Below are 23,989 nucleotides of genomic sequence, written 5' to 3'. Positions count from 1 at the left end.
TCCCTGGGGCAAGGCCCACGATTCTCTACGCAGCGTCACTCCACAGGCGTCATCTCGCGGAGCGTGACGGCATCGGAGGACGCGGCGCGGGACGCGGCAGCCTCGGGAGCGCCCTCCTCCCGGTACCGCTCGCCCGTCCGCGGGCACTCCCACTCGCCGGCACGCCCCGGCACCGGACGCAGCCGCACCCCCGACCGCCCCACCCAGCCGACACGGCGCGCCGGCACCCCCACGACCAGCCCGAAGTCGGGCACATCGGCCGTCACCACGGCCCCGGCCGCCACCATCGCCCACCGGCCGATCCGCACCGGCGCCACACACACCGACCGCGCGCCGAGCGACGCCCCGTCGGCGACCGTGACCCCCACCGGCTCCCAGTCCCCCGCCCGCTTGAGCGCACCGTCCGGCTCCACCGCGCGCGGCGCCCGGTCGTTGGTCAGTACGACGGCCGGCCCCACGAAGACACCGTCACCCAGCACCGCGGGCTCATAGACGAGGGCGTGGTTCTGCAGCTTGCAGCGCGCCCCGATCCGGACGCCCGCGCCGATGTAGGCACCACGGCCCACCACACACTCCGCACCGAGCCGGGCGCCCTCGCGCACCTGCGCCAGCTCCCACACGGTGCTCCCGTCACCGACGACCGCCTCCTCGGAGACCTGCGACCCGGGCATCGCCCGGAAGCCGCCACGTGTGTGATGCGGGGGACGGAAGGAGGAAGCCGGGGTGGGGGTCGGGGTGGCCGGAGTCGGGGTCGGCGGGGTGGGGGTGGCCGGGGTCGGGGACGGGGGCGGGGTGGCATCGGGGGCAGGCATAAGGGCTCGCTTTCTACTCCGGTTCCGGTCCGGTGCACTCCGGTTCTGCTCCGGTTCTGCTCCGGTTCTGCTCCGGTCATCAGTGCCCCGCCACGCCCCTCTCCCGTCTCCGGCGCTCCTCCAGCCGGGTGAGCGGCCACCCGGCGGCGCGCCGCACCCGAGGGGCCCGGCGGAGCCGGAGGGATGGTTGGCCCATGTCCAGCTCCGATGAGATCCCCGTCCCCCGGCCTGCCGAGGGGCCGCGGGCCTTCGGCCTGCCCGGCACGCTGGCCCAGCGCTGGAACGCGCTCGCTGTCGCCGCCTGCGGCGCGACGGTCCTCGTCATGGGGTACCGGCACCGCTGGACCAACGACGACGCACTGATCTACACCCGCACCGTTCGGCAGATCCTGGCCGGGAACGGCCCCGTCTACAACGTCGGCGAGCGCGCCGAGACCTCCACCGGAACGCTGTGGCAGTGGCTGCTCGCCGCCGGCAGCACCCTCCCCGGAGTGGACGACCCGCTCCGGCTCGCCGTCGTCCTCGGACTGCTGTTCACCGTGGCGGGCTTTCTGCTCGCCCTGGACGGCACCCGCCGGATGATCCGCCTCCGCCGTCCCGCCGGCGCCCTGCTGCCCGTCGGCGTGCTGGTGCTGCTGCCGCTGTGCGCGACCTGGGACTACGCGACCTCAGGGCTGGAGACCGGGCTCTCCCTCGGCTACCTGGGCGGCTGCTGGTGGCTGCTGGTCCGCGCCCGCGCGGCTCTCGACCGGGCCGCCGCGCCGCCGCGCGCTTCCAGCGCCGCCACGCCCGCCCAGGCGCTCACGGCCCCCGCACCCGGACCGGCGCTCACCGCCACCGCGTTCGCCCTCGGCCTCGGCCCGCTCGTCAGGCCGGACCTCGCCCTCGTCGGCGTCGTCTTCCTGGCCGCCCTCTGGCTGATGTGGCGGCCCCCGCTGCGCACCACGCTCGGCTGGGCGGGCGCGGCCGCCGCACTCCCCCTCGGCTACGAGATCTTCCGCGCCGGGTACTACGGCGTGCTCGTACCGCTCCCGGCCATCGCCAAGGAAGCCTCCGGCACCCAATGGGGATACGGCTGGACCTACCTGGTCAACACCCTCGTCCCGTACGCGCTGTGGGTGCCGCTCGGCCTCCTCGCCGCCTTCGGACTGCGCGAAGTGGTACGGCGCACCGCCGGCCGGCCCGTGCGGCCGGTGCGCACCGCCGACGCGGCCCTGGTGGCGGCTCCCGTGGTGGCCGGGCTGCTGTCGGCCCTCTTCGTCGTCAAGGTCGGCGGCGACTTCATGCACGGCAGGATGGTGCTGCCCGCGCTCTTCCTGGTGCTGCTGCCGGTCTTCCTGCTGCCGTATGGACGCACCGCGGCGGCCCTGGCCTCAGGGGTGGGCATCTGGGGCCTGGTCTGCCTGCTCGCGCTCCGCCCACCGCTGGAGAGCCCCGACGACGGGCGGATCATCTTCGACTCCCACACCGTCTACCAGCAGGCCCTGGGCGCACAGCACCCCGTGAGCCAGCACGACCACCTCGCGGCACCCCGCGACTTCACCCAGGTGACCCGGCGCACCGTGAGGCGGGGCACGCACGCACTGGTGCTGCGGCTGCCCCGCGACGCCGGGTTCCCACGGGTGCGGCTGGCGCCACGGGTCGAGGCACCGGTGGCGGCGGCGGAGGCACGGCTCGGCCTGGCCGGGGCAGCCCTCCCCCTGGACGGTCACGTCGTCGACCTCCTCGGCCTCGGCAACCCGCTGGGCGCCCACACCGAGCCGGTCACCCACACCAAGGCCGGGCACGAGAAACCGCTCGACCGCGCCTGGGTCCTCGCCGATCTGACAGCACCGGGCACACCGGTCCCCGACGGGGTCGACCCCCGCCATGTCGCGGCCGCCCGGCACGCCCTCACCTGCGGCCCCGTCCCCGAACTGCTCGCCTCCGTCCGCGCCCCGCTCACCCCCGGCCGCTTCTGGACCAACCTCACCGGCGCCTGGTCCCGCACCCACCTGCGCCTCCCCCCGAACCCGATGGAGGCGGAACGCCACCTCTGTTGAGCCGGCTCGCTGCCGACGGCCCGGGGAGAGAGGGAGACGGAGTGGTGGTCCGGTTCAGCGGCGGGCGCGGCGTAGGGCGCGGGTCATGAGTGGTGGGAGAAGGTCGGCGGCCAGGCGGCGGGCCGCGGCGGCACGGGGTGCGGTCCTCCCGGGCACGAGGCTCGGGGCGGGGGCGTGCCGTGAGACGGGAAGGCTCGGCGCTGCGGCCTTGCGCGCTCCCACCAGCAGCAGCCGCTGCCCGGCGACCTGCTGCCACTGCAGCCAGCATTTGCCGCGCTCCTTCAGCTCGGCGTGGAGCGCGTCCTGCCAGGGCCGCGGGTCGCCCCAGGTGCCGTAGAACTTGTGGCTGGAGACGCACACCGGCCGCAGTCCGCCCTCCAGCACGGCCTGCCAGGTGGCGCAGGCGACGCCGGGGGTGTGGTCGGAGCGGTAGTCGTCGAGGACGACGATTCCCTCGGGGTCGAGGACGTCCCGCGCCGCCGCGATGTCCCCGTGCACGTGCGCGTACAGATGCGAGGCGTCCACATGGACGAAGCGGCAGCTTCCGTCGGCCACCTCGCCGGGCACCACGGCTGTCGGCGCCTGCACGATCCGCGGCAACTCGTCGTGGAAGGAGAGGTAGTTGGCCTCGAAGGCGCGCCGGGTGAGGGTCGAGTAGGAGCGCTGCATCTCGCGCTCATTGGCCTCGTCGGGCGCGGCCTCGGGGTCGTCGAACAGGTCGCAGACGGTGAAGCGCTCCCCCGCCTGCAGGTACGCCCCCATGAGCACGGCGCTCTTGCCCATGTAAGCGCCCATTTCCAGCAGGTCGCCGTGGTGCCGCAGGTCCCGCTGCCGGCTGAGGAACCAGTCGAAGAGGATGAGGTCCGTCCGGTAGAACCAGCCGGGCACCTCGTCGAAGGTCCCGGGCCGGGGCAGACCGTCGGTCTCGGTGGGGGGAGCCTGACCGGACGTGGCTGTGGTCGTCATGGGGAGGGGATCTCCTTGGGACGGTACGTACGTGGGGGGCCTGGGCCCTGTATAAAGCGCCGGGGCGACCCGTCGCACGCCCCGGCGGCGCCGATCGGCAGAGCTTCGGCACCCTGCCGTTCGGCAGCCATCCGGCGTTCAGCCCCCGTTCGGAGCCCCGCCTGCCCGGGCCGCCGCGGGGCGGCCGCCGACCGCGGCCCACCCGGCTCCGGGACGGTCGGCCAGAGGCGGGCCTGCCGGGGGCGGGCCCGCCGGGTGCCGGTCGTCCGTGCGCCAGTCCTCGCCGAACCAGTCCGCCGCCGGCCAGTCGGCACGGGAGCGGTCGGAGCCGGGGCGGTCGGAGACCGGCCAGTCCGCCGTCAGCCAGTCGGAGGCCGGCCGTTCGGACGTGGGCCAATCGGAGACCGGCCAGTCGGAGGCGGGCCCCTCGTCCCCCACCTGCGGCGCCCGCCGCCCGCGCGCCGTCGCGTCCGGCTCCGCCCTCTCCGGCGCCGCGCCGGACGCCGCCGCGTCGGACGCGCTCCGGCGTCCGCGCAGCCAGCCGGGGAAGGGCGGCTCCACCAGCGGCCACAGCACCTGCCGCACATGCGGAAGCCCCAGCAGCACGGCGAGCCCGCCGGCCAGCACCGTGGTGCCCACCACCGCCAGCAGTCCGCCGGTGAGCACCGCCTCGTACCCGCCTGCCTTCTCGACGGCCTCGACGACGAGCCCGTGCAGCAGGAACGGGTAGAGCGCGCACGCGCCGAGCACGGTGTACCCGGTGCGGCGTGCGGGGACGAGCGCGAGGAACGCGGCGACGAGCACGGCACCGACAGCGAACAGCCCCAGCCGTACGCCCACATACAGCATCGGCGGCAAACCCAGCTCCTGCGCTCCCGCCTCCATCAGCAGCCACTCGCGGCTCACCAGGGGCGCGGCCCACCAGGCACCGGCCGCGGCGGCGGCCATCACGGGCAGCGCCCATCTGCGCGCGGAGCGGCTCCGCAACGGGCGCAGCTGCTCGGAGCTCAACCGCAGTCCGAGAACGAACCACGGCCAATACATCAGCAGTCGGGGCAGCGCCAGCTCCTCCCCCAGGTCCGTGAACCCGGCACCGACGGATACCACGGCCGCGAAGAACACCGGCCAGCGCACGGCACGCCACAGGGGCGCGGTCAGCCGCCAGACGAACAGTGCCACAAGGAACCAGCACACGAACGCCGGCCGGGTCGGCGAGACGGTGAACGGCCGGTCCCACAAGAGGGTGTCCATCCCCGCGTAGGCCGCCTCGAAGACGAGATAGGGCACCAGCACGTGGCTGAGCAGTCTGCGGAGCTGTTCGGGCCGCCCGGTGAAGCTCCGCGAGAGGTGGCCGCACAGCAGGGCGAGCGCGGGGAGGTGGAAGGAGTACAGCAGCAGGGAGGCGGCCTCCACGCCGCGCATCGCGTCGGCGACGGGCGCCCAGTTGTGTCCGAGGACGACGAGGACGACGAGCAGGAACCGCGCGTTGTCGAGGAACGGGTCGCGCGCGCCCGCCCGGCCCATCGCCGAGGCCCCCTGGGGCCGCCGCAGCCGCGCCCGGACGCCCGCACGCGCGCCGGTGACCGCCCCTGTTCGCGCTTCGGTGCGCGCCTCTGTGCGCGCCTCCGTCGGAGCCTCCGGGCCGGTTCGCGCGGCCTTGCGCCTGCTCCGCGAGCCTGCCGCCTCCGGCAGGTCGGGCGCTCCCCGACGGTCTGCCGGATGCCGGGTGCCCGAGGAAGGCGGCGCGGCAGCGGGCGCGGGAAGCCCGGCGCGGGGCGGGAGCGCGCCCGGGGGCGCTTCGGCAACACCGCTCCGGTCGGCCATGCCGCTCCGCTCGGCAAAACCGCCCGGCTCGGCAAAACCGCCCGCTTCAGCGAAGCCGCTGCCCGCCGCCGGTGCGCCCACGTCCGTCCCGGCCCTGGGCACCGCGCCGGTCGCCGCGGTGCGGTGCCCAGGCTGGGCCAGGTGCCCCACGGTCGAGGCGGTCGGCGCCGAGAAGGTGGCCGCTGTGGGGGTGTCGGGCGCGGCGGAGTCGGCCGTGGAGGGGGCCGCCGCGAAGGGGTCCGTCACATAGGGGTCGGTGAAAGGGTCCCAGGCCATCACGCCGTCCTTGGCTCACTCGTTCCGGGCGAGTTCCCCCGGCGCCGCGGCCGGGTCAGACCCGGCACCGGTGGCTCGATGAGAGGCCGCGCCAGCCGCCGTACGGGCGCGGTCGACAGCAGTACGGCAACGGCGGCTCCGCAGGCCGTCAGCAGGGCCGCGCCGAAGGGGCCCAGCGGGCGCAGCGGCGCATCCCAGCCGTAGGCGTGCGCGGCAGTGGTCAGCAGTCCGTGCAGCAGATACGGGTACAGCGTCACGGCCCCGAGCGCGGTCAGCCACAGGGCGCGCCGGGGCACCAGGGCGAGGAAAGCGCCGGTCATCAGCGCCGTCACCGCGAACAGCCCGAGCCGTACCAGCAGATAGGCCGCGGTGCTCACGCCCAGGTCCGCCTGCCCGTAGCTCATCCACAGCCAGTGCACATCGGTGCCCGGCGCCAGCGCGTACGCCGCCACGCCGCCCGCCACCAGCACCGGCGGGGCGCAGTACCGCAGTACGCGGCTCTCGCGCAGCCGTGCGAAGTGCGCGGGCCGCAGGGCCAGTCCGAGGACGAACCACGGCCAGAACATCAGCACCCGGGGCAGTGCGAGGTCGTCCCCGAGGGTGGAGGTGCCCGCCACCAGCGAGACGAGCACGGCGACCGGCAGCGGCCAGGGGATCACGCGCCACAGGGGGGCGGTCAGCCGCCAGACGAAGAGCGCCGCAAGGAACCAGCACACGAACGTCGGTTCGGTCAGCGTCAGCTGGAACGGCTTGCCCCAGGCGACGGCCTCCACCGCCGTGTAGAGCACCTCGAAGACCAGGTAGGGCGCCAGCACCTTGGTGAGCAGTCCGCGGATCTGCTCGGGCCGCCCGGTGAAACCGCGCGAGAAGTAACCGCTCAGCAGGATGAAGGCAGGCATGTGGAAGGAGGAGATCCACAGGTAGGCGGCCTTGACCGTACGGGAACCCTCGACGAGGCCCATCGGCCAGATGTGGCCGACGACCACGAGCACGATCAGCAGGAATTTGGCGTTGTCGAGAAACGGGTCCCGATCGCTGCGGTAAGGCCGGACCTGGCACGTGTCCCCGTACGCAGGCTCCGACGCCCAAGCCCTGGCCCCATCGGGAGCCCTGGCCCCATCGGAAGCCCTGGCCCCATCGGGAGCCCTGGCCCCATCGGAAGCCCTGGTCCCATCGGGCGCGCCGCAGGCCCCGGTGTCATCCGGGTCGGCTGGGTCGATGATCTTCGGGGCCATTGATCTGACAGTAGGCGCGGCCTGCCCTCATTCGATCGCGGCATGCCGCTGCGGGGGCCGAACGAGGGACATACGAGTGTTAAGAACGCATCCCCTCCCTTTCCACCCCTCAAATAGTCGGAGGAAACGCTGACTCCGCGCACGCGGCGCAGCAGCGCAGCGCGGAAGCGAGCAGGAAAGAGAAGGGGAAGCCGCGGATGAAGATCGTGTTCCTGCTGGACAACGCCTATGGAATCGGCGGGACGATCAGGTCGACGGTGAACCTCTCAGGAGCGCTTGCCGAGCGGCACCAGGTGGAGGTGGTAAGCCTCCGCCGGTCACGCCATGAGCCCGCACTCACCTTCGACCCCCGCGTCACCCTCACCTCGCTCATCGATCTGCGCCCCTCCTCTCCCCGCTACGACGGGGACGACCCGGCCTACCGCCTGCACAGCGAGCGGTTCACCGAGGGCGGCGACCACTTCGAGCGCGGCATCTCCACACGCCTGGGCGACCTGCGGGTCAAGGAGCTGCTGGAGAATCTGGAGGCGGACGTCGTCATCGGCACCCGGCCGAAGATCAACGACTACCTCGCCGCGTACGGCACCGACCGCTATGTGCGCATCGGGCAGGAACATCTCACCCACGCGATGCACAGCGACCACATCCGCACCCACCAGGACGCCGCTCTCGCACACCTGGACGCGTTCGTCACCGTCTCGTACGCGGATGCCGCCGACTACCGCGCGGCACTTCCCGGCGTGCGGGCCGAGATCGTCTGTGTGCCCAACGCGGTACCGGTGCCGCAGGTGGAACCCTCCGACGGGCAGTCGAAGCTCGTCGTCGCCGCGGGCCGGCTCATCAAGGTCAAGCGGTACGACCGGCTGCTGCGTGCCTTCGCGCTCGTCGCGGACAAGCACCCGGACTGGTCGCTGCGGTTGTACGGGCGGGGTCCGCAACAGGAAGCGCTGCGCACCGTCCTCGACGAACTCGGCCTCCACGACCGCGCGCTCCTGATGGGCGCCCACTCGCCCATCGAGACCGAGTGGGCCAAGGGCGCCGTCGCGGCCGTCTCCTCGGACGCGGAGTCGTTCGGTATGACCCTGGTGGAAGCCATGCACTGCGGGGTCCCGGTGGTCAGCACGGACTGCCCGTACGGTCCGGGTGAGATCATCGCCAACGGCGTGGACGGGCTGCTCGCCCCGCTGGGCGAGAGCGAGGAGAGGACCGTACGCGCCTACGCCGACGCCCTCCTGCACCTGGTCGAGGACCCGGCACTCCGCTCCCGGATGGGCGAGGCAGCGCTGCGCAAGGCGGCCCGCTACAGCCCGGAGCGCATCGCGGGCGAGTACGAGGAGCTGATGACCCGCCTGCTGACGGGCCGCCCGGGCGCCGGAGCGGCCGCTGCCCCGTCCGGCACGGGAACGAGTCCGGACCCGCGCGGGGGTGGGCGCGTGCCGGGTGGGGGCGGCGCACAAGACGCGCCGAGCGCCCCGGACACACGGAGCACGCACGCCGGGCGAAACACGCGCGCCGAGTCGAACACACCGGACGAGCCGAGCGTCCAGCTCTCCCGGCCCAAGCCGACCGCCCGGCGTACGCGGCTTGAACGGGCGGCGCGCCGTCTGGTGCCGAGCGCGCTGCGGCCCGCCCTGCGCCCCCTCGTGCGGGCCGTGCGGGGAAACGGGGCCACCCGGCAGAAGAGCGCCGCCAAGGGGCTGCGGCGCCCGGTGGCCCACGTACGGGCCGAGGGGGACGGGGCGCTGCTGGTACGGCTGCGCGCCGACTCCCTCCCCCGGTCGGCGGCGGTACTGCTGTTGCGGCCCCGGCACCACGACGGCGAAACACCGGTACGCGTTCCGCTGCCGCCCCTCAGCCACGCGGACGGGGACGGCTGGGTCGCACTCCGGCTGACCCGCGAGGAGGTGCACCTGTTCGAGGCGCGGTGGGACGTCTTCGTCGAGCGGGTCTCGGACGGCCGGAGCAAGCGGGTCAAAGCGCTCATGGTGGAGACGGCACGGCTGCTGTCCCTCCCCCCGCCGCTCGCCCAGGACGGCGCCCTCCAGCCGTGGATTCCGTACGCCACCGGCGACGGCTGGCTCGCGCTGCGCAGCTGGTGCCGCGCCCGGCACGCGGAGGTCACCTCGATCGAGCTGGGCGAACACGGCTATATGCTCTCGGCGAGGCTCTACGGACAGACCCAGGGCCCGGCGCTGTCGCGGCGTACCGTGGAGCTCTCCGGGGGGCCGGTGCTGATGGCGGTGCCGCGCGACAACCCGGGCCAGGCATTCGAGTTCCCCGGCCGCCGGGGCACCGGGGACGAGAGCGGCATGGTGCGCCTGGAGCTGCCCTTCGAGCTGCCTGCCGCGTTCGCCGACGGCTCCCCCGAGGGCGTGTGGGACCTGTGGCTGCGCCCGGGCCTGGGCCCCGAACGAGTACGGCTGGGCAGGCTGCTGGGCGATCTCGCGGACCGCAAGAAGACGGATGTCGTCCCGCGTGTCCGGCTGGAGGGGACCGACCTGGCCGTCCAGCTGTACTTCTCGCTCAACAACAACCTCGTCCTGGCGCTGAAGACCCTCGCCCCGCCCGCAGCACCACAGCGGGAGCCGGAAACTGCGTCGGCGTCGGCGTCGGCGTCAGCGTCAGCTCCGGCTCCGGCTCCGGCTCCGGCGACGCAGCTTGTGGCGGACGGGCGGGAGCGGGCCGCTGAAGGCCCCGTCGCCGCCGACGCGCAGCACCCTCAGCGCCGCTCGTCCTCCCCCAGCGCCTCGGCCGAAGCCTGATCCGGCGTCGACGTCGGCGTCACCGCCTGATCCGGCTCCGGCGTCGTCCCCGGACCCGGCGTCGTCCCCGGACCCGGCGCCAGAGCCGGCTCCGGCATCGGGCCCGGGTCCGGCCTCGCCTCCGGCCCTGGCGTCAGAGCCGATTCCGGCATCGGGCCCGGCCCCTGGATCGGGTCCGGCCCCTGCATCGCGTCCGGCTCCCCCACGGGCTCCGGCTCCCGCTCGCGCCGCTCCGCCCGGGAGTCGGCCGACCGCAAGCGCTGTTCCCTCGCCTCGGCCGCCAGCTCCAGCTCACGCACCGCGCGATTGAAGCGGACGATCGAGGGCGGCTCGGCCGGACCGAGCAGCCGGACCTTCAGTGCGGCGCGCGCCGGGGCCAGCGTGTCCTCCTCCGGATGGCGCACGGAGCGCAGCAGTCGGGGAATCCCCGAGCCGTCGGGGCCGAGGATGATGGCGGCGCGGACGGTGGGGCAGGCGGCGCGGAAGCTGTCGTCGTCCATGCCGCTGGTGTTGGCGACGGCGTAGGGCTTCTCACTGCTGAGGTAGTCGGAGACGACGGACGAGACGTCCGAGACCAGGACGTCCGCCTCGTTGAAGCAGCTGAACAGCCCCGGGCGCGGACCCACCACGATCTGGTGGCGCCCGCCGTGCTGCGCCGCCCAGTATGCCGCCTCCCACGCCCGGATCGCCTCGTCCGCCGCCCGGGCACGGCCCGGCTCTGGCGCCGACTGGCGCAGCATCCGCTCCACCTCGTCGGCGCGCGGCCCGAAGTCGGCGCGGGTGAGCGCCCGAACCTCGCGGGCCGCCTCCTCCAGCGCCGCAACGGCCTCCGGGTCCGGTGCCGCGCCGCCCCGCCGCTCGTCGGCCTCCTCGACCAGCGCACGGATACGCCGGTCGGCGGCCCCGGCGCGCGGGTCGATGGTGCCGGTCATCGGGTGCGGCTTGTACAGCAGCCGCACCTTCGGGTCGGCGAGCAGCGCCTTGACGATGTTCTCGCCCGCCACCACCACGGAGGTGTTCCCCGGGTCGTCGGTGAAGCCTTCCCAGGTGGGCGCGTAGAGAACGGTCAGATATCCGGCGCGGTTGCCCACCGGGCGGGCACCGGCCGGTTCGATGGGGGCGAGCTGGGGGCGGCCGACCTCGACCACGTCCTTGTCGTCCACCCCGACCTCGGCGAGCCGGTAGCGCTCGCGGGCGGCCTCTCCGGCGACCCAGACCTGGTCGTATGCCTTGGCGTAGGGGTTGCAGGAGGAGAACTTGTCGGACTCGCCGTGGTTGATGAAGGCGTGCTTGAGGGTCGGGATGCGCAGCACCTGCGCGGTCTTGCCGGAGTTGGCCGGGTGCAGCAGCACCTTGAGCGTGGAGTGCTCCAGCCGCAACAGGTGGGCGACCTTGGGGATGCAGACGATGGGGATGTCGGTGGCGTCGATCTTCTGCACCATGAACCGCTCACGCAGCACGATCACCGGCCGCCCGTCCAGCTGGGCCAGCGTGCTCAGCCACATGTTCGCCTGATACGCGGAGGACGCGCCACCCGAGAAATACATCCCGACGGTCGGCCGGTACTCGGCCAGCCAGCCGTCCAGCCAGGCAAGCACCTCCTCCTCCCCCGCGACCCGCTTGCCGGGCAGCAGCCAGGTGGCCAGCCACCCGGTACCGGCCAGCACCCCGACGCCGCAGCACCAGGCGACGGCCGGCGCCCACCCCAGGTCGCCCGTGAGGGCCGAGACGCACATGGCAGCGGTCGTCAGCGTGGAGACGGCCATCGGCCGCAGCGCAGCGCGCTGGGCGAACAGGGCGGGCGGCGAGGGGGACAGGTGCAGGGCCGAGGCGTCGATGTTCCGGGTGACGACCGGCAGCAGCCGCCTGGTGTACACCGCGCCGACGACCGACTGGCACAGGAAGTGCGCCGTCCAGCACAGCAGCACGCCGCCCAGCAACAGCGCTCCCGTCCCGCCCGGGGGCAGCACCTCCAGCCTGGCCAGTCCGCCGAGCAGCAGCCCGTCCCGCAGCAGCTGCCGTGCGGGCGGGGTGAACTGGGCCCTGCGCAGCTCCCACGCCATCCGCCCCGCGCGGAAGGCCAGCAGCGTCTCGGTCAGCAGACCCAGCGCTGCGCCTGCGACGACCAGGAGCACGTGCCGGTCCGCGATGCCCAGCACCTGGAGCAGGTAGCCGACCGCGAGCAGCAGCAGCGCACCAGCCGCACTGGTCCGGGAGCGGACCAGTGCGGCACGGCGTTGACGCCCCAACACGTCGTCCACCAGCGCACCCACCCTTTGACGGTAGGCAGCACCTCGGCGGCACGTCACGCCGCCGAGGGCCGAACGTGTCACCGCCGCTGGGGCTGATCCCGTCGCCCCTCTGCGGGCGCGCTGTGGCTTGTCGCGAAGCTTGGGCAGTCTGCGCCAGGGGCGCAGGGTGGGCAAGCGCAGCCCCCACGCGGGGTACGCGGCCGAACGTGCGACCAGCACCGCTGGGGCCGGTGCAGTCAGCCGAGTGCGGCTACGTCGTGGCTGGTCGCGCAGTTCCCCGCGCCCCCGAATGGCTGCCCCGCGAAGCTTGCCTCAGCGGTTGCTGCGCAGCAGAGTGCGCATCGTCCGCATTGCCACCGACAGGTTCGCCAGGTCGAACGTTTCCGACGCCTGGATCTCGTCCAGGGTGGCCCGGGCGCGGACGAGGATCGCGTGGTTCTTCTCCTCCCACGCCTGGTACCGCTGCTCCGCAGTTGCCCCGCCGTCGGCCGCCGCCAGCACATCGGCCGTCAGCAGCTGGTGCGCCGCGTACAGGTCCTCACGGATGGACGAGCGGGCCATGGACTGCCACCGGTCGGCGCGCGGCAGCTCGCTGACGCGCCCCTGCAGCTGGGTGATGCCCAGCCGGTCGGACAGATCGAAGTAGACCTCGGCCACATCCATCAGGTCCTTGTCGGTACGGCCTGCGACGGCCACCACGTCCAGCGCGGAGAACGCCGCCGCCGAGCCCGCGATACGCAGCGCCAGGTCCGCCGGGACACCGGCGCCCGACAGCTTGTCGTAGACCCGCTGGTGCCACTTGAGGTCGTCGCCCTTGAGCAGCTTGGGCAGCTGGGCCCAGACCTCCTCGACCCGGTCGGAGAACAGCTCGATGGTGTCGGCCAGCGCGAGCGGCTGCGGGCGGTTGTTGAGCAGCCAGCGCGTGCCGCGCTCGACGAGCTGCCGGGAGCGCAGCCGGATGTCGGTGAGGACCCCTTCCGCGACCTTGTTGTCCAGCGACTCGGCCTCGTCCCAGATGTCGCCGAGCCGGAAGATGGCGCGTGCGGCGGTGTGGGCCCGCACGATCTCCTCCGTGGAAGCGCCCGACTCCTCCTTCATCCGGTGCACGAAGGTCGAACCGGAGGTGTTGACCGTGTCGTTGACCAGCAGCGTCGTGATGATCTCGCGGCGCAGCGCGTGGCCCGCGATCTGCTGCCCGAACCGGTCGCGCAGCGCCTTGGGGAAGTAGGCGTACAGCAGCCGTTCGAGGTACGGGTCGTCCGGCAGCGAGGTGGTGATCAGCTCGCCGGTGATGTTGATCTTCGTGTAGGCCAGCATCACGGCGATCTCCGGCTGGGTCAGCCCCTGGCCGTTGCCGCGCCGTTCCCGGATCTGCCGGTCCGAGGGCAGGAACTCCAGCGCCCGGTCGAGCTTGCCCTCCTTGGACAGCCTGCGCATCTGCCGCTGGCTGGCCAGCAGCAGGCTGGGGGCCTGGGCGAGCGAGTTGGCCAGCGCCGCGTTCTGCGCGTAGTTGTTGCGCAGCACCAGCTCGCCGACCTCGTCGGTCATCTCGGCCAGCAGGGCGTTGCGCTGCTTGACGGTCATGTCGCCGTCGGCCACCACGGAGTTCAGCAGGATCTTGATGTTCACCTCGTGGTCGGAGGTGTCCACGCCGGCGCTGTTGTCGATCGCGTCGGTGTTGATCCGTCCGCCGTTGGAAGCGAACTCGATCCGGCCGAGCTGGGTGCAGCCGAGGTTGCCGCCCTCGCCGACGACCTTGACCCGCAGGTCCTGGCCGTCCACCCGGATCGCGTCGTTGGCCTTGTCGCCGACGTCCGCGTCGCTCTCCGTCGACGCCTTGACGTAGGTGCCGATGCCGCCGTTCCACAGCAGGTCGACCGGGGCGCTCAGGATGGCCCGCATCAGCTCGGCGGGGGTCATCTTGGTGATGCCCGACTCGATACCCAGCGCCTCGCGCACCTGCGGGGTGATCGGCACCGACTTGGCGCTGCGCGGGTGGATGCCGCCGCCGGCCGAGATCAGCTTGGCGTCGTAGTCCGCCCAGGAGGAGCGGGGCAGCTCGAACAGCCGGCGGCGCTCCGCGTAGGAGGTGGCCGCGTCCGGGTCGGGGTCCAGGAAGATGTGCCGGTGGTCGAAGGCGGCCACCAGCCGGATGTGCTCGGACAGCAGCATGCCGTTGCCGAACACGTCACCGGACATGTCACCGACGCCGACCACGGTGAAGTCCTCGGTCTGGGTGTCGTGGCCCAGCTCCCGGAAGTGCCGCTTGACGGACTCCCAGGCACCGCGCGCGGTGATGCCCATGCCCTTGTGGTCGTAGCCCGCCGAACCGCCGGAGGCGAAGGCGTCGCCCAGCCAGTAGCCGTAGGAGACGGCGACCTCGTTGGCGATGTCGGAGAAGGTGGCGGTTCCCTTGTCGGCTGCGACGACGAGGTAGGTGTCGTCCTCGTCGTGCCGCACCACGTCCTTGGGGTGCTCGACCTCGCCGGAGACGAGGTTGTCGGTGACGTCCAGCAGGCCCGAGATGAACGTCTTGTAGCAGGCGATGCCCTCGGCCAGCCAGGCGTCGCGGTTGCCGGCCGGGTCGGGCAGCTGCTTGCCGACGAACCCGCCCTTGGCGCCCACCGGGACGATGACGGTGTTCTTGACCTCCTGCGCCTTGACCAGCCCCAGGATCTCGGTGCGGAAGTCCTCGCGCCGGTCGGACCAGCGCAGACCGCCGCGCGCCACCTTGCCGAACCGCAGGTGGACGCCCTCCACCCGCGGCGAGTACACCCAGATCTCGTACTTGGGGCGCGGCGCCGGCAGGTCCGGGATGGCCTGCGGGTCCAGCTTCATCGAGACATAGGTGTGCGGTTCGCCGTCCGGGTCACGCTGGAAGTAGTTGGTGCGCAGGGTGGCGTTGATGACGGTGAGGAAGGAGCGCAGGATGCGGTCCTCGTCCAGGCTCGCCACCTGGTCCAGCGCCCCGTTCAGCTCCTCCAGGATGCCGTCCGTCAGCTCGTGCCCTGCCCACCTGCGCGCCGGGTCCAGCCGGGCCTCGAACAGGTTGACCAGCAGCCGCGTGGTGTGCACGTTCCCGCGCAGCGTCTCCTCGATGTAGGACTGGCTGAAGGGAGCGCCCGCCTGCCGCAGGTACTTCGCGTAGGCGCGCAGCACCATCGCCTGCCGCCAGGTCAGCCCGGCGGAGAGCACCAGCGCGTTCAGCCCGTCGTTCTCCGCGCGCCCTGTCCACACCGCGGCGAACGCCTCCTGGAAGCGCTCCCGCGTCTCCTCCTCCAGACCGCGCTGCCCGTCCGGCATCCGCAGCCCGAAGTCGTAGATCCAGGCGTGCGAACGGTCGGTGCAGCGCAGCTCGTACGGCCGCTCGTCCACCACCTCGACGCCCATCGCCTGCAGCCCCGGCAGCACGGCCGAGAGCGAGACCGGGCTGCCGGTCCGGTACATCTTGAACCGGCGCTCGCCGGGGCCCGCGCCGACCGGCTCGTACAGGCTCAGCGCGAAGTCGTTCTCCTCGCCACCGCGCACGAGCTGTTCCAGGCGCTGGAGGTCGGCGACCGCGGCGCGCGGCGGGAAGTCGGCCTTGTAGCCCTCGGGGAAGGCGCGCGCGTACTTCTGCGAGAGCTCCGCGGCCTTCTCCTCGCCGCACTCGGCGATCAGCGCCTCGTTGAAGCCGTCCGCCCACGAGCGGGCCGCCTCGGCCAGCCGGGACTCGATCCGCTCGACCTCGGCGTCCGTCAGCTCAGCGAGCTCGGCGCCGGGGTGCACCCGGATGACGAAGTGCAGCCGGGAGAGCACCGACTCGGTGTTCCACGCGGTGAAGTCGACGCTGGTGCCGCCCAGCTCCTCGGTGAGGATCTCGGTCAGCCGCAGCCGCACCGCGGTCGTGTAGCGGTCGCGGGGCAGGTAGACCAGCGCCGAGTAGTACCGCCCGTACTCCTCCTTGCGCAGGAAGAGCCGCAGCTTGCGGCGCTCCTGGAGGTAGAGCACGGAGGTGACGATCGCCCGCAGCTCCTCGACCGAGGTCTGGAACAGCTCGTCGCGCGGGTAGGTCTCCAGGATCTGCAGCAGGTCACGCCCGGCGTGGCTGTCGGGTGTGAAGCCCGCGCTCTCCAGCACGTCGGCGACCTTGCGCCGCACGACTGGGACCCGGCGCACCGACTCGGTGTAGGCGGCCGACGAGAACAGGCCCAGGAAGCGGCGCTCCCCGATGACGTTCCCCGCCTCGTCGAACTTCTTGACGCCCACATAGTCCAGGTACGAGGAGCGGTGCACAGTCGCGCGGCTGTTCGCCTTGGTGAGCACCAGCAGCCGGTGCTCGCGCGCCTTGGCCCGCGCGTCGGCGGGCAGCCGGTTGAAGGACGGCGAGACCGGGTGGCTCTCCTCCGTGGTGCGCTGCGGGTCGGCGCGCAGGATGCCCAGACCCGTGCCGGGCAGCGGGGCGAGGCTCAGCTCCTCGCCTCCCTCACTCCCGTCGCCGCCCTCGCGCCCGCCCGCGACGTCCAGCTCGTACTCGCGGTAGCCGAGGAAGGTGAAGTGGTCGTCGGCCAGCCAGCGCAGCAGCTCCCTGGCCTCCTCGATCTCCTCCTGGGGGAGCTCGTCGGTGGGCTCGCCGGGCAGCTCATCGGCGATCCGGAGGGCCGCGCCACGCATCTTCTGCCAGTCCTCGACGGCCTCCCGCACATCGGAGAGAATGCGGCGCAGGTCGGCGGCGATCTGCTTGAGGTCCTCGCGGTCGGTCTCGCGGTCGATCTCCACATGGATCCAGGACTCGACCACCGCGTCGTGCGGCAGCTCACCCTCCGCGGCCTTCCGGACCTTGCCCTTCTTCCTGCCCATGGGCTTCTCGGTCCCGGTGGCCCGGGTGTCCGGCAGCTGGGTGTCCGGCATCTGCGCGATGTCGTCCCGGCCGACGGAGAGCACCTCCAGCAGCTTCCCGGCCAGATCCCGGCGGACCACCATCTGCGGGTGGATCACCACATGGATACCGCGGCCCTGCCGGGAGAGCTCGTTGGTGACCGAGTCGACCAGGAACGGCATGTCGTCGGTGACGATCTCGACCACCGAGTGCGTGCACGACCAGCCGTTCTCGTCGATCGACGGCGAGTAGACGCGCACATTGGCCGTGCCCTGCGGCCGCTCCTCGGCGAGACGGTAGTGGGCGAGTGCGCCTCCGAGGATGTCGACCGGGTCGCGGTCGGCGAGGTCCTCCGGCGCCGTGTGCAGGTAGTACCGCTGGAGATACGCGCCAAGGGCGTCGTCGCGGGGCCCCTGGACCGGGTGACGTCCCTGGGCCGGGCTTTGATCGGCCACCCGAGCGGCTTCCGCCAGCCGCTCGGCTTTTGCTTCATCCAGCTTGCTCTGCATGTCCTCTGGCTCCTGTCGCGCGCCGTTGCGTGACGTCGGGAAAATGAAGGCACGGCACCGGAATGGCGCGGGGTGTCCGCTCGGGTCCGCCGCTGTGCCGGGAGAGACGACCAGCGGCGCCCCGCCCGCTGTCCTGCGGGGGGCGCTGTACGGAGGGGCGCCCGAGGGCGGATCCTCCGGTGGATATCGCGCTGATCACGTAGGTAAGGCTATCGCCCATGGGCACCGGCGCGTCATGGGCCTCATTTGTACAGAAAGCGAGCGCACCGAGATCATCTTCGCCGATCCGGCCAGTGGGGGAAGGGCCGGGGAAACTCTCGGCAAAGCGGCGATCAGGGGGCACGTCGACACAGACGGTACCGGCATCGTCTGTGGTTCCAGCCCGGGGCCGCCGGCCATGGAGACCTCTGACACACTCCCCCCGAGCAGCCCGGCGCCCGACCCATTGCGTTTCCCGGCACCCGCCCCCGTACCGTCCGCTACGCCTCGGCGCCGGCCGCCTCGGTCCCGGCCGCCTCAGCCCCGGCAGCCTCCTCATCCGCTCGTGCCGCCAGTCGCTCCGCCGTCTCCACGGCCTCGTGCAGGGTGTCGACCACGGGGACCCCGGCCTCCTCCAGGCTGGTCCTGCTGTGGGAGCCGCCGGTGAACAGCACCGCTCTGGCGCCCGCGTGCGCGGCCGCCAGGGCATCGTCCACGGCGTCACCGATCACCACCGTCCGGCCGGGCTCGACACCGGCGAGCTCCGAAAGGTGCCGCACCATCTGGGCCGCCTTGCCGCCACCGGAAGGACCCACCGAGCCGTCGACGCGTACGAAGTGCCCGTCGATGCCATATGTACGCAGCAGCGGCAGCAGCCGCTCATGCGGCGCCAGCGAGCACAGCGACTGGGTGTGGCCCGCCGCCTGCCGCGCCGCCAGCAGCTCGGCGGCGCCCTCGGCCAGGCCCGCGTCGCCGATCCGGGCCCAGTAGTGCCGGTGGAAGGTCTCGTCCATGACCAGCCACTCGTTCCGGGTGGGAGCCCGGCCGATCAGCCGCTCGTAGAAACGGGGCACCGGGACGCAGTACATCTCCCGGTATCTCTCCAGCGTGATGGCCGGAAGACCGAGCTCGTCGAACGCCGCGTTGGTGGCTTCGAGGACTGTGTGGATGTCGTGGAGAAGTGTGCCGTTCCAGTCCCACACGATGTGTGCGGACTCCTGTTTTCGCCCGAGGACCATGCACAAGACCGTAGGGGCAGGCACTGACAACGCGACAGCCGCTTTTACCGGCCCCGGACCGCGAAACGGAGCGAAACCGCTGGTCAGCCGACCAGAGCGGGGATCTCCTGAGTCGCGAACCACAGCAGTTCGTGGTCGTCGGCACGCTCCAGGACCCGCTGTGCCTTCTCATCCCCGCTCAGGGCCGGGGACAGCGCGCCGAGGGCCGCCGTCACATCCTCGACCGCGTCCTCTGCGTCGAGGTGGACCGCGGCCGCCTTGGTCAGCGGGACGGCGGCGCTCAGCCGCACCCGGCCGACAGCGCTCTCGTCGTCTCCGCTCCAGGGCCCGGTCTCCTCCCCGGCGCCGGTCTCCCCCTCGGCAACGGAGACGGTCGCGTCGGCGGCCTCGGCAACCACGACCACCCGGCGCCGCGCGGCCTCGTACTGCTCGGCCAGCAGCCGCAGGGAGGCGGCCGCCGCCTGCCGCAGCGCCGCGTACTCCAGCTCTTCCTCGTCCTCCGCACCCCACCACTCGCGCAGCCCGGGGGTGACCGCGTACGCCTCGACGGGCGCCGGCCCCAGCTCGCCCGCGCCGTGTGCCTCGCTCAGTGCGGGCAGGGTCAGGGGGACATAGACACGCATGGGCTGCCGCTTTCGTGTATCGCCGGGGACCGTATGCCCCGTCAGCATACGGGCCCACCGTCCCCGCCGCCCTCCCCAGCGGCCGTACAAACCCGCAGGTAGAGATCGCGCAAAGGCAACACACAGCGCCCGTCTCCCCCAGATAGGGGAACTTTCCCGGCCCCCCGACCCGCCCACCCCCGCACATTGCGGCACGCAGCGCCGCACCGCTACAACCGTTGCCGTCCAGCCAGTTACCGCCCGGTATCGATCTGCCCGGGCCCGGCACACCTCCACGGGGGACCCATGACGACGCCCGTCTCCGAGTCGGCATCCGGACGCCAGCCGCGCAGGCGCACCCCGCGCACCGCGCCGTCCCGGCCCCCGACCCGGCGCGACAGCCGCCGCCCCGCGGACGCGGCACTGCGCGCCGCGGCGCAACGCGCCCGGGAGCGCCGGCCCCCGTTCTGGTTCGCACACCGCCTGCTGCTGGTGCTCAGCGGCCAGAGCCCCGTCCACACGCTCCTCGCTTACGCCCGTGGCCCGGCCTACGACCGCCTGACAGCGCTCGCGCCGCAGGCCCCGCTCCGGCCCCGGGGCGCGGACCGCACGGCCCCCGCCGTACTGGAGGCCCGCGGCACCCAGCCCAGGGCCGGTGTCATCGAGGCATTCGCCCGCATCTCCACCGGCGCCCATCAGCGCGCCATGGCCTTCCGCCTGGAATGGTGCCCCGACAACCGCTGGCGCTGCACAGCCATCGAACTGGACACCAGGCCATGACCACACGCGCCCCGTCAGGGGCGCGGGGCTGTGTCCATGTGCGGCTCCCCCGCGTGGGCGCGCCCACCCACAAAGCCCCCGCAGCCCGCACTCCGCAGCAAGGGGCACCCACAAACGCGACAAGGGGCCAGGCACCACGTGCCCAGCCCCTCGCATCAATCAACGCCAACAGCGCTACGTGCTACTTGCGCTTCTTGCGCCCCTTCTGCGCCTTCCGCCGCTCGGCCCGCGTAAGCCCGTCCGCAGGCGACCGCACAGGACCGCCACCCGCACCGTCGGCCGGGGCACCGGTGTCCGTGGTGTCGAGGTCGCGCTCGACCACACCGCCCTCGGCGGTGGGAGCGGAGAAGTGCAGCCGGTCGGGGCGCTGCGGCTGGTCCAGTCCCTTGGCGTGGATCGCGGGGGCCGGGCCGGCGCCCGCGCCGGCCGGCACGGCGTCGCTCGGGCCCTCCTTCTCCAGGGACGGCGCCGGGGCCGCCTCCTCCACCGGCACCTCCTCGACCTGCTGCTCGACCTGGACCTCCAGGTTGAACAGATAGCCGACGGACTCCTCCTTGATGCCGTCCATCATGGCCTGGAACATGTCGTAGCCCTCCCGCTGGTACTCGACCAGCGGGTCCTTCTGGGCCATCGCGCGCAGACCGATGCCCTCCTGGAGGTAGTCCATCTCGTAGAGGTGCTCGCGCCACTTGCGGTCCAGCACCGACAGCACCACGCGCCGCTCCAGCTCACGCATGATCTCGGAGCCGAGCTCCTTCTCGCGCTTGTCGTACTGCTCGTGGATGTCGTCCTTGATGGCGTCGACGATGAAGTCGGCCGTCAGCCCCTCGCGGTCACCCGCGGCGTCCTCCAGCTCCTCGATGGTCACCTGCACCGGGTAGAGCTGCTTGAAGGCGCCCCACAGCCGCTCCAGGTCCCACTCCTCGGCGAAGCCCTCGACGGTCTCGGCCTGGACGTATGCCTCGATCGTGTCGTCCATGAAGTGCCGCACCTGCTCGTGCAGGTCCTCGCCCTCCAGGACGCGGCGGCGCTCGCCGTAGATGACCTCGCGCTGCCGGTTGAGCACCTCGTCGTACTTGAGGACGTTCTTGCGGATCTCGAAGTTCTGCTGCTCGACCTGGGACTGCGCGGAGGCGATGGCGCGGGTCACCATCTTGTTCTCGATCGGGACGTCGTCGGGCACGTTCGCCATCGACATCACGCGCTCGACCATCTGCGCCTTGAACAGCCGCATCAGGTCGTCGCCCAGCGACAGGTAGAAGCGGGACTCGCCCGGGTCGCCCTGACGGCCGGAGCGGCCGCGCAGCTGGTTGTCGATCCGGCGGGACTCGTGGCGCTCGGTGCCCAGCACGTAGAGGCCGCCCAGCTCCTTGACCTCGTCCACGGCGGACTTCACCGACTTCTCGGCCTTCTCCAGCGCGGCGGGCAGTGCGGCCGCCCACTCCTCCGGGTGCTCGTTCGGGTCCAGTCCGCGCTCGCGCAGCTCGTTCTCGGCCATGCCCTCGGCGTTGCCACCGAGCTTGATGTCCGTACCGCGGCCCGCCATGTTCGTGGCGACCGTGACGGCGCCCTTGCGGCCCGCCTCGGCGACGATCAGCGCCTCGCGCTCGTGGTTCTTCGCGTTGAGCACCTGGTGCGGTACGCCGCGCTTGGTGAGCTGCTTGGAGAGGTACTCCGACTTCTCCACCGAGGTGGTGCCGACCAGGATGGGCTGCCCCTGCTCGTGCTTCTCCACGATGTCGTCGACGACGGCGTCGAACTTGGCGACCTCGGTGCGGTAGATCAGGTCGGCCTGGTCCTTGCGGGCCAGCGGCCGGTTGGTCGGGATGGGGACCACGCCGAGCTTGTAGATCTGGTGGAACTCGGCGGCCTCGGTCATCGCCGTACCGGTCATGCCGGAGAGGGTGTTGTAGAGGCGGAAGAAGTTCTGGAGGGTGATCGTGGCGAGCGTCTGGTTCTCGTCCTTGATCTCCACCCCCTCCTTGGCCTCGATCGCCTGGTGCATGCCCTCGTTGTAGCGGCGGCCGGCGAGGATACGGCCGGTGTGCTCGTCGACGATCATGACCTCGCCGTCGAGAACGACGTAGTCCTTGTCGTTCTTGTAGAGCTCCTTGGCCTTGATCGCGTTGTTGAGGTAGCCGACCAGCGGGGTGTTGACCGACTCGTAGAGGTTGTCGATCCCCAGCCAGTCCTCGACCTTGGCGACGCCGGACTCGTGGATGGCGACCGTGCGCTTCTTCTCGTCGACCTCGTAGTCACCCGTCTCCGGCTTCTGGGTGCGCGGGTCCCCGGGCTCGCCCTTCTCCAGGCGCTTGACCAGCTTCGCGAAGTCGCTGTACCACTTCGTGGCCTGGTCGGCGGGGCCGGAGATGATCAGCGGAGTACGGGCCTCGTCGACGAGGATGGAGTCCACCTCGTCGACGATGGCGAAGTTGTGTCCCCGCTGGACCAGTTCGTCCTTCGACCACGCCATGTTGTCGCGCAGATAGTCGAATCCGAACTCGTTGTTGGTGCCGTAGGTGATGTCGCACGCGTACTGCTCGCGGCGCTCGGCCGGGGTCATGTTGGCGACGATGCAGCCGACCGACAGTCCGAGGAAGCGGTGCACACGGCCCATCCACTCGGAGTCGCGCTGTGCCAGGTAGTCGTTGACCGTGACGATGTGCACGCCGTCGCCGGACAGCCCGTTCAGATACGCCGGCAGGGTGCCGACCAGCGTCTTGCCCTCACCGGTCTTCATCTCGGCGACGTACCCGAGGTGCAGCGCCGCGCCACCCATCAGCTGCACGTCGTAGTGCCGCTCGCCCAGCACCCGCTTGGCGGCCTCGCGGACGGTCGCGAATGCCTCCGGCATCAGGTCGTCCAGGCTCTCGCCGTCGGCGTACCGCTCCTTGTACTCGTCCGTGAGTGCCCGCAGCTCGGCGTCCGACAGGTCGACGAAGTCCTCTTCGATGGAATTCACCTGCCGCGCGATGCGGTCCAGCTTGCGCAGGATCTTCCCTTCACCTGCACGCATGAGCTTGCCGAAGACGGACACTTAGGGTGGCTCCTTGCCGGTCGGGCCTGGCACGGTCTGCACGGTCAGTGCGGATGGTGGCTGCGGATTCGGCGAAGATCACCGGATCCGGCGAGTGATCACCGAGGTCCTCTCCTTGCCGAGGGCCAATACCGCACCGGCCATCGTATGCGAGGGACGACTGCCCCTGTACCCCCAACGTGCCGGAGCGCCCGAAGGTGCCGGGAAGCCCGACGGCACAATCAGGCTATGGAACCCCTCACACTCCACACCGAGCGGCTCGTGCTGCGCCCCTTCGAGGAGCGGGACGAGGCAGCACTCGCCGCAGCATGTGACGATCCGGACATCCAGCGCTACGTCCCCGTGCCCGAGCCCTACACGCGCAAGGACGCCGAGGAGTTCGTCCGGACCACGTGCCCGGCAGGCTGGCGGGACGACACCATGTACAACTTCGGCCTCTTCACCCACGGCGGCGAGCTGGTCGGCTCCATGGGCCTGGTCCGGCTCGAGCTGCTGCGCACCGCCGAACGCCAGGCCGAACTGGGCTTCTGGACAGCCCGCGACCACCGCCGCAAGGGCTACACGGCCGAGGCCGGGCACGCGGTCGTCGAGTGGGCCTTCACCGCGCTGGGGGTGGAGCGCCTGGAGTGGGTGGCCCAGGTCGAGAACGCGGGGTCGCACGCCGTGGCGCTGCGGCTCGGATTCGTGGACGAGGGCATCCAGCGGGCACGCATCGTGCACAGGGGGACACGGCGCGACGCCCGTATCGCCGCGCTGCTCCCCTCGGACCGGGGGTACGGGCTGGAGACGCCCTATCTGCCGTCGAGGGCCTGACGCC

At 72.1% G+C, this 23,989-nt stretch carries 13 protein-coding genes; 4 read left to right on the top strand and 9 right to left on the bottom strand.

Going from position 1 to position 23,989, the window contains the following annotated elements:
* Positions 1-35 precede the first annotated feature (35 nt).
* Entirely contained in the window at positions 36-671 is a 636-nt protein-coding gene (locus JW592_RS04345) for an acyltransferase (RefSeq protein WP_229375194.1), read from the bottom strand.
* Between the two features lie 335 nt (positions 672-1,006).
* Here JW592_RS04345 and JW592_RS04340 point away from each other — a divergent pair, with 335 nt between their 5' ends.
* Positions 1,007-2,854 carry an arabinofuranosyltransferase AftB family protein gene (locus tag JW592_RS04340; RefSeq protein ID WP_209263531.1) on the top strand — a complete coding sequence of 616 codons (1,848 nt, stop codon included), beginning with the start codon at positions 1,007-1,009 and terminating at the stop codon, positions 2,852-2,854.
* A gap of 54 nt (positions 2,855-2,908) precedes the next feature.
* On the opposite strand, the gene JW592_RS04335 is transcribed toward JW592_RS04340, so the two are convergent.
* From JW592_RS04335 to JW592_RS04325, 3 genes are all read right to left on the bottom strand, one after another.
* Positions 2,909-3,820: a class I SAM-dependent methyltransferase gene (locus tag JW592_RS04335; RefSeq protein ID WP_209263530.1), complete on the bottom strand. Its 912-nt coding sequence runs from the start codon at positions 3,818-3,820 to the stop codon at positions 2,909-2,911.
* Positions 3,821-3,958: 138 nt separating this feature from the next.
* Positions 3,959-5,920 carry a hypothetical protein gene (locus JW592_RS04330; protein WP_209263529.1) on the bottom strand — a complete coding sequence of 654 codons (1,962 nt, stop codon included), beginning with the start codon at positions 5,918-5,920 and terminating at the stop codon, positions 3,959-3,961.
* Complete coding sequence (locus JW592_RS04325) at positions 5,920-7,155, bottom strand: acyltransferase family protein (RefSeq protein WP_209263528.1); 1,236 nt, start codon at positions 7,153-7,155, stop codon at positions 5,920-5,922. The genes JW592_RS04330 and JW592_RS04325 overlap by 1 nt, the downstream gene beginning before the upstream one ends.
* A gap of 197 nt (positions 7,156-7,352) precedes the next feature.
* On the opposite strand from JW592_RS04325, the gene JW592_RS04320 reads away from it, so the two are divergent.
* The gene (locus JW592_RS04320; protein ID WP_209263527.1) at positions 7,353-9,917 is read left to right on the top strand and encodes a glycosyltransferase family 4 protein; all 2,565 of its coding nucleotides are present in this window, start codon (positions 7,353-7,355) and stop codon (positions 9,915-9,917) included.
* Here the strand turns inward: JW592_RS04320 and JW592_RS04315 are convergent.
* The 4 genes from JW592_RS04315 to JW592_RS04300 form a co-directional block, all read right to left on the bottom strand.
* Positions 9,875-12,190 (bottom strand): hypothetical protein, encoded by a 2,316-nt coding sequence (locus tag JW592_RS04315; RefSeq protein WP_307805286.1) that lies wholly within the window; start codon positions 12,188-12,190, stop codon positions 9,875-9,877. The two genes, JW592_RS04320 and JW592_RS04315, sit on opposite strands and share 43 nt — an antisense overlap.
* 291 nt (positions 12,191-12,481) lie before the next feature.
* On the bottom strand, positions 12,482-17,536 hold the full coding sequence (locus tag JW592_RS04310) for an NAD-glutamate dehydrogenase (protein WP_209263526.1): 5,055 nt from the start codon (positions 17,534-17,536) through the stop codon (positions 12,482-12,484).
* Between the two features lie 479 nt (positions 17,537-18,015).
* Positions 18,016-18,753, bottom strand: coding sequence for an HAD family hydrolase (locus JW592_RS04305; RefSeq protein ID WP_209263525.1), 738 nt, complete (start codon positions 18,751-18,753; stop codon positions 18,016-18,018).
* Positions 18,754-18,836: 83 nt separating this feature from the next.
* A complete protein-coding gene (locus tag JW592_RS04300; RefSeq protein WP_209263524.1) occupies positions 18,837-19,376 on the bottom strand; it encodes a DUF6912 family protein in 540 nt (179 codons plus the stop codon).
* Positions 19,377-19,661: 285 nt separating this feature from the next.
* Here JW592_RS04300 and JW592_RS04295 point away from each other — a divergent pair, with 285 nt between their 5' ends.
* The gene (locus JW592_RS04295) at positions 19,662-20,135 is read left to right on the top strand and encodes an Rv3235 family protein (protein ID WP_229375193.1); all 474 of its coding nucleotides are present in this window, start codon (positions 19,662-19,664) and stop codon (positions 20,133-20,135) included.
* Positions 20,136-20,316: 181 nt separating this feature from the next.
* Here the strand turns inward: JW592_RS04295 and secA are convergent, their stop codons facing one another.
* A complete protein-coding gene (gene secA / locus JW592_RS04290) occupies positions 20,317-23,172 on the bottom strand; it encodes a preprotein translocase subunit SecA (RefSeq protein WP_209263523.1) in 2,856 nt (951 codons plus the stop codon).
* A gap of 228 nt (positions 23,173-23,400) precedes the next feature.
* Between secA and JW592_RS04285 the strand changes: the two genes are divergently transcribed.
* Positions 23,401-23,985, top strand: a complete 585-nt coding sequence (locus JW592_RS04285; protein WP_209263522.1) for a GNAT family N-acetyltransferase — start codon at positions 23,401-23,403, stop codon at positions 23,983-23,985.
* The last annotated feature ends 4 nt before the right edge of the window (positions 23,986-23,989 follow it).

Source organism: Streptomyces spirodelae, from assembly GCF_017676385.1.
Lineage (GTDB): Bacteria > Actinomycetota > Actinomycetes > Streptomycetales > Streptomycetaceae > Streptomyces > Streptomyces spirodelae.
The sequence above is the reverse complement of the archived record's forward strand: the minus strand, read 5'-3'. Positions and strand labels throughout refer to the sequence as shown.

Coding starts and splice junctions, on each gene's coding strand:
- JW592_RS04345 (WP_229375194.1), bottom strand. CDS start 671: ATGCCCGGGTCGCAGGTCTCCGAGGAGGCGGTCGTCGGTGACGGGAGC.
- JW592_RS04340 (WP_209263531.1), top strand. CDS start 1,007: ATGTCCAGCTCCGATGAGATCCCCGTCCCCCGGCCTGCCGAGGGGCCG.
- JW592_RS04335 (WP_209263530.1), bottom strand. CDS start 3,820: ATGACGACCACAGCCACGTCCGGTCAGGCTCCCCCCACCGAGACCGAC.
- JW592_RS04330 (WP_209263529.1), bottom strand. CDS start 5,920: ATGGCCTGGGACCCTTTCACCGACCCCTATGTGACGGACCCCTTCGCG.
- JW592_RS04325 (WP_209263528.1), bottom strand. CDS start 7,155: ATGGCCCCGAAGATCATCGACCCAGCCGACCCGGATGACACCGGGGCC.
- JW592_RS04320 (WP_209263527.1), top strand. CDS start 7,353: ATGAAGATCGTGTTCCTGCTGGACAACGCCTATGGAATCGGCGGGACG.
- JW592_RS04310 (WP_209263526.1), bottom strand. CDS start 17,536: ATGCAGAGCAAGCTGGATGAAGCAAAAGCCGAGCGGCTGGCGGAAGCC.
- JW592_RS04305 (WP_209263525.1), bottom strand. CDS start 18,753: ATGGTCCTCGGGCGAAAACAGGAGTCCGCACACATCGTGTGGGACTGG.
- JW592_RS04300 (WP_209263524.1), bottom strand. CDS start 19,376: ATGCGTGTCTATGTCCCCCTGACCCTGCCCGCACTGAGCGAGGCACAC.
- JW592_RS04295 (WP_229375193.1), top strand. CDS start 19,662: ATGACGACGCCCGTCTCCGAGTCGGCATCCGGACGCCAGCCGCGCAGG.
- JW592_RS04285 (WP_209263522.1), top strand. CDS start 23,401: ATGGAACCCCTCACACTCCACACCGAGCGGCTCGTGCTGCGCCCCTTC.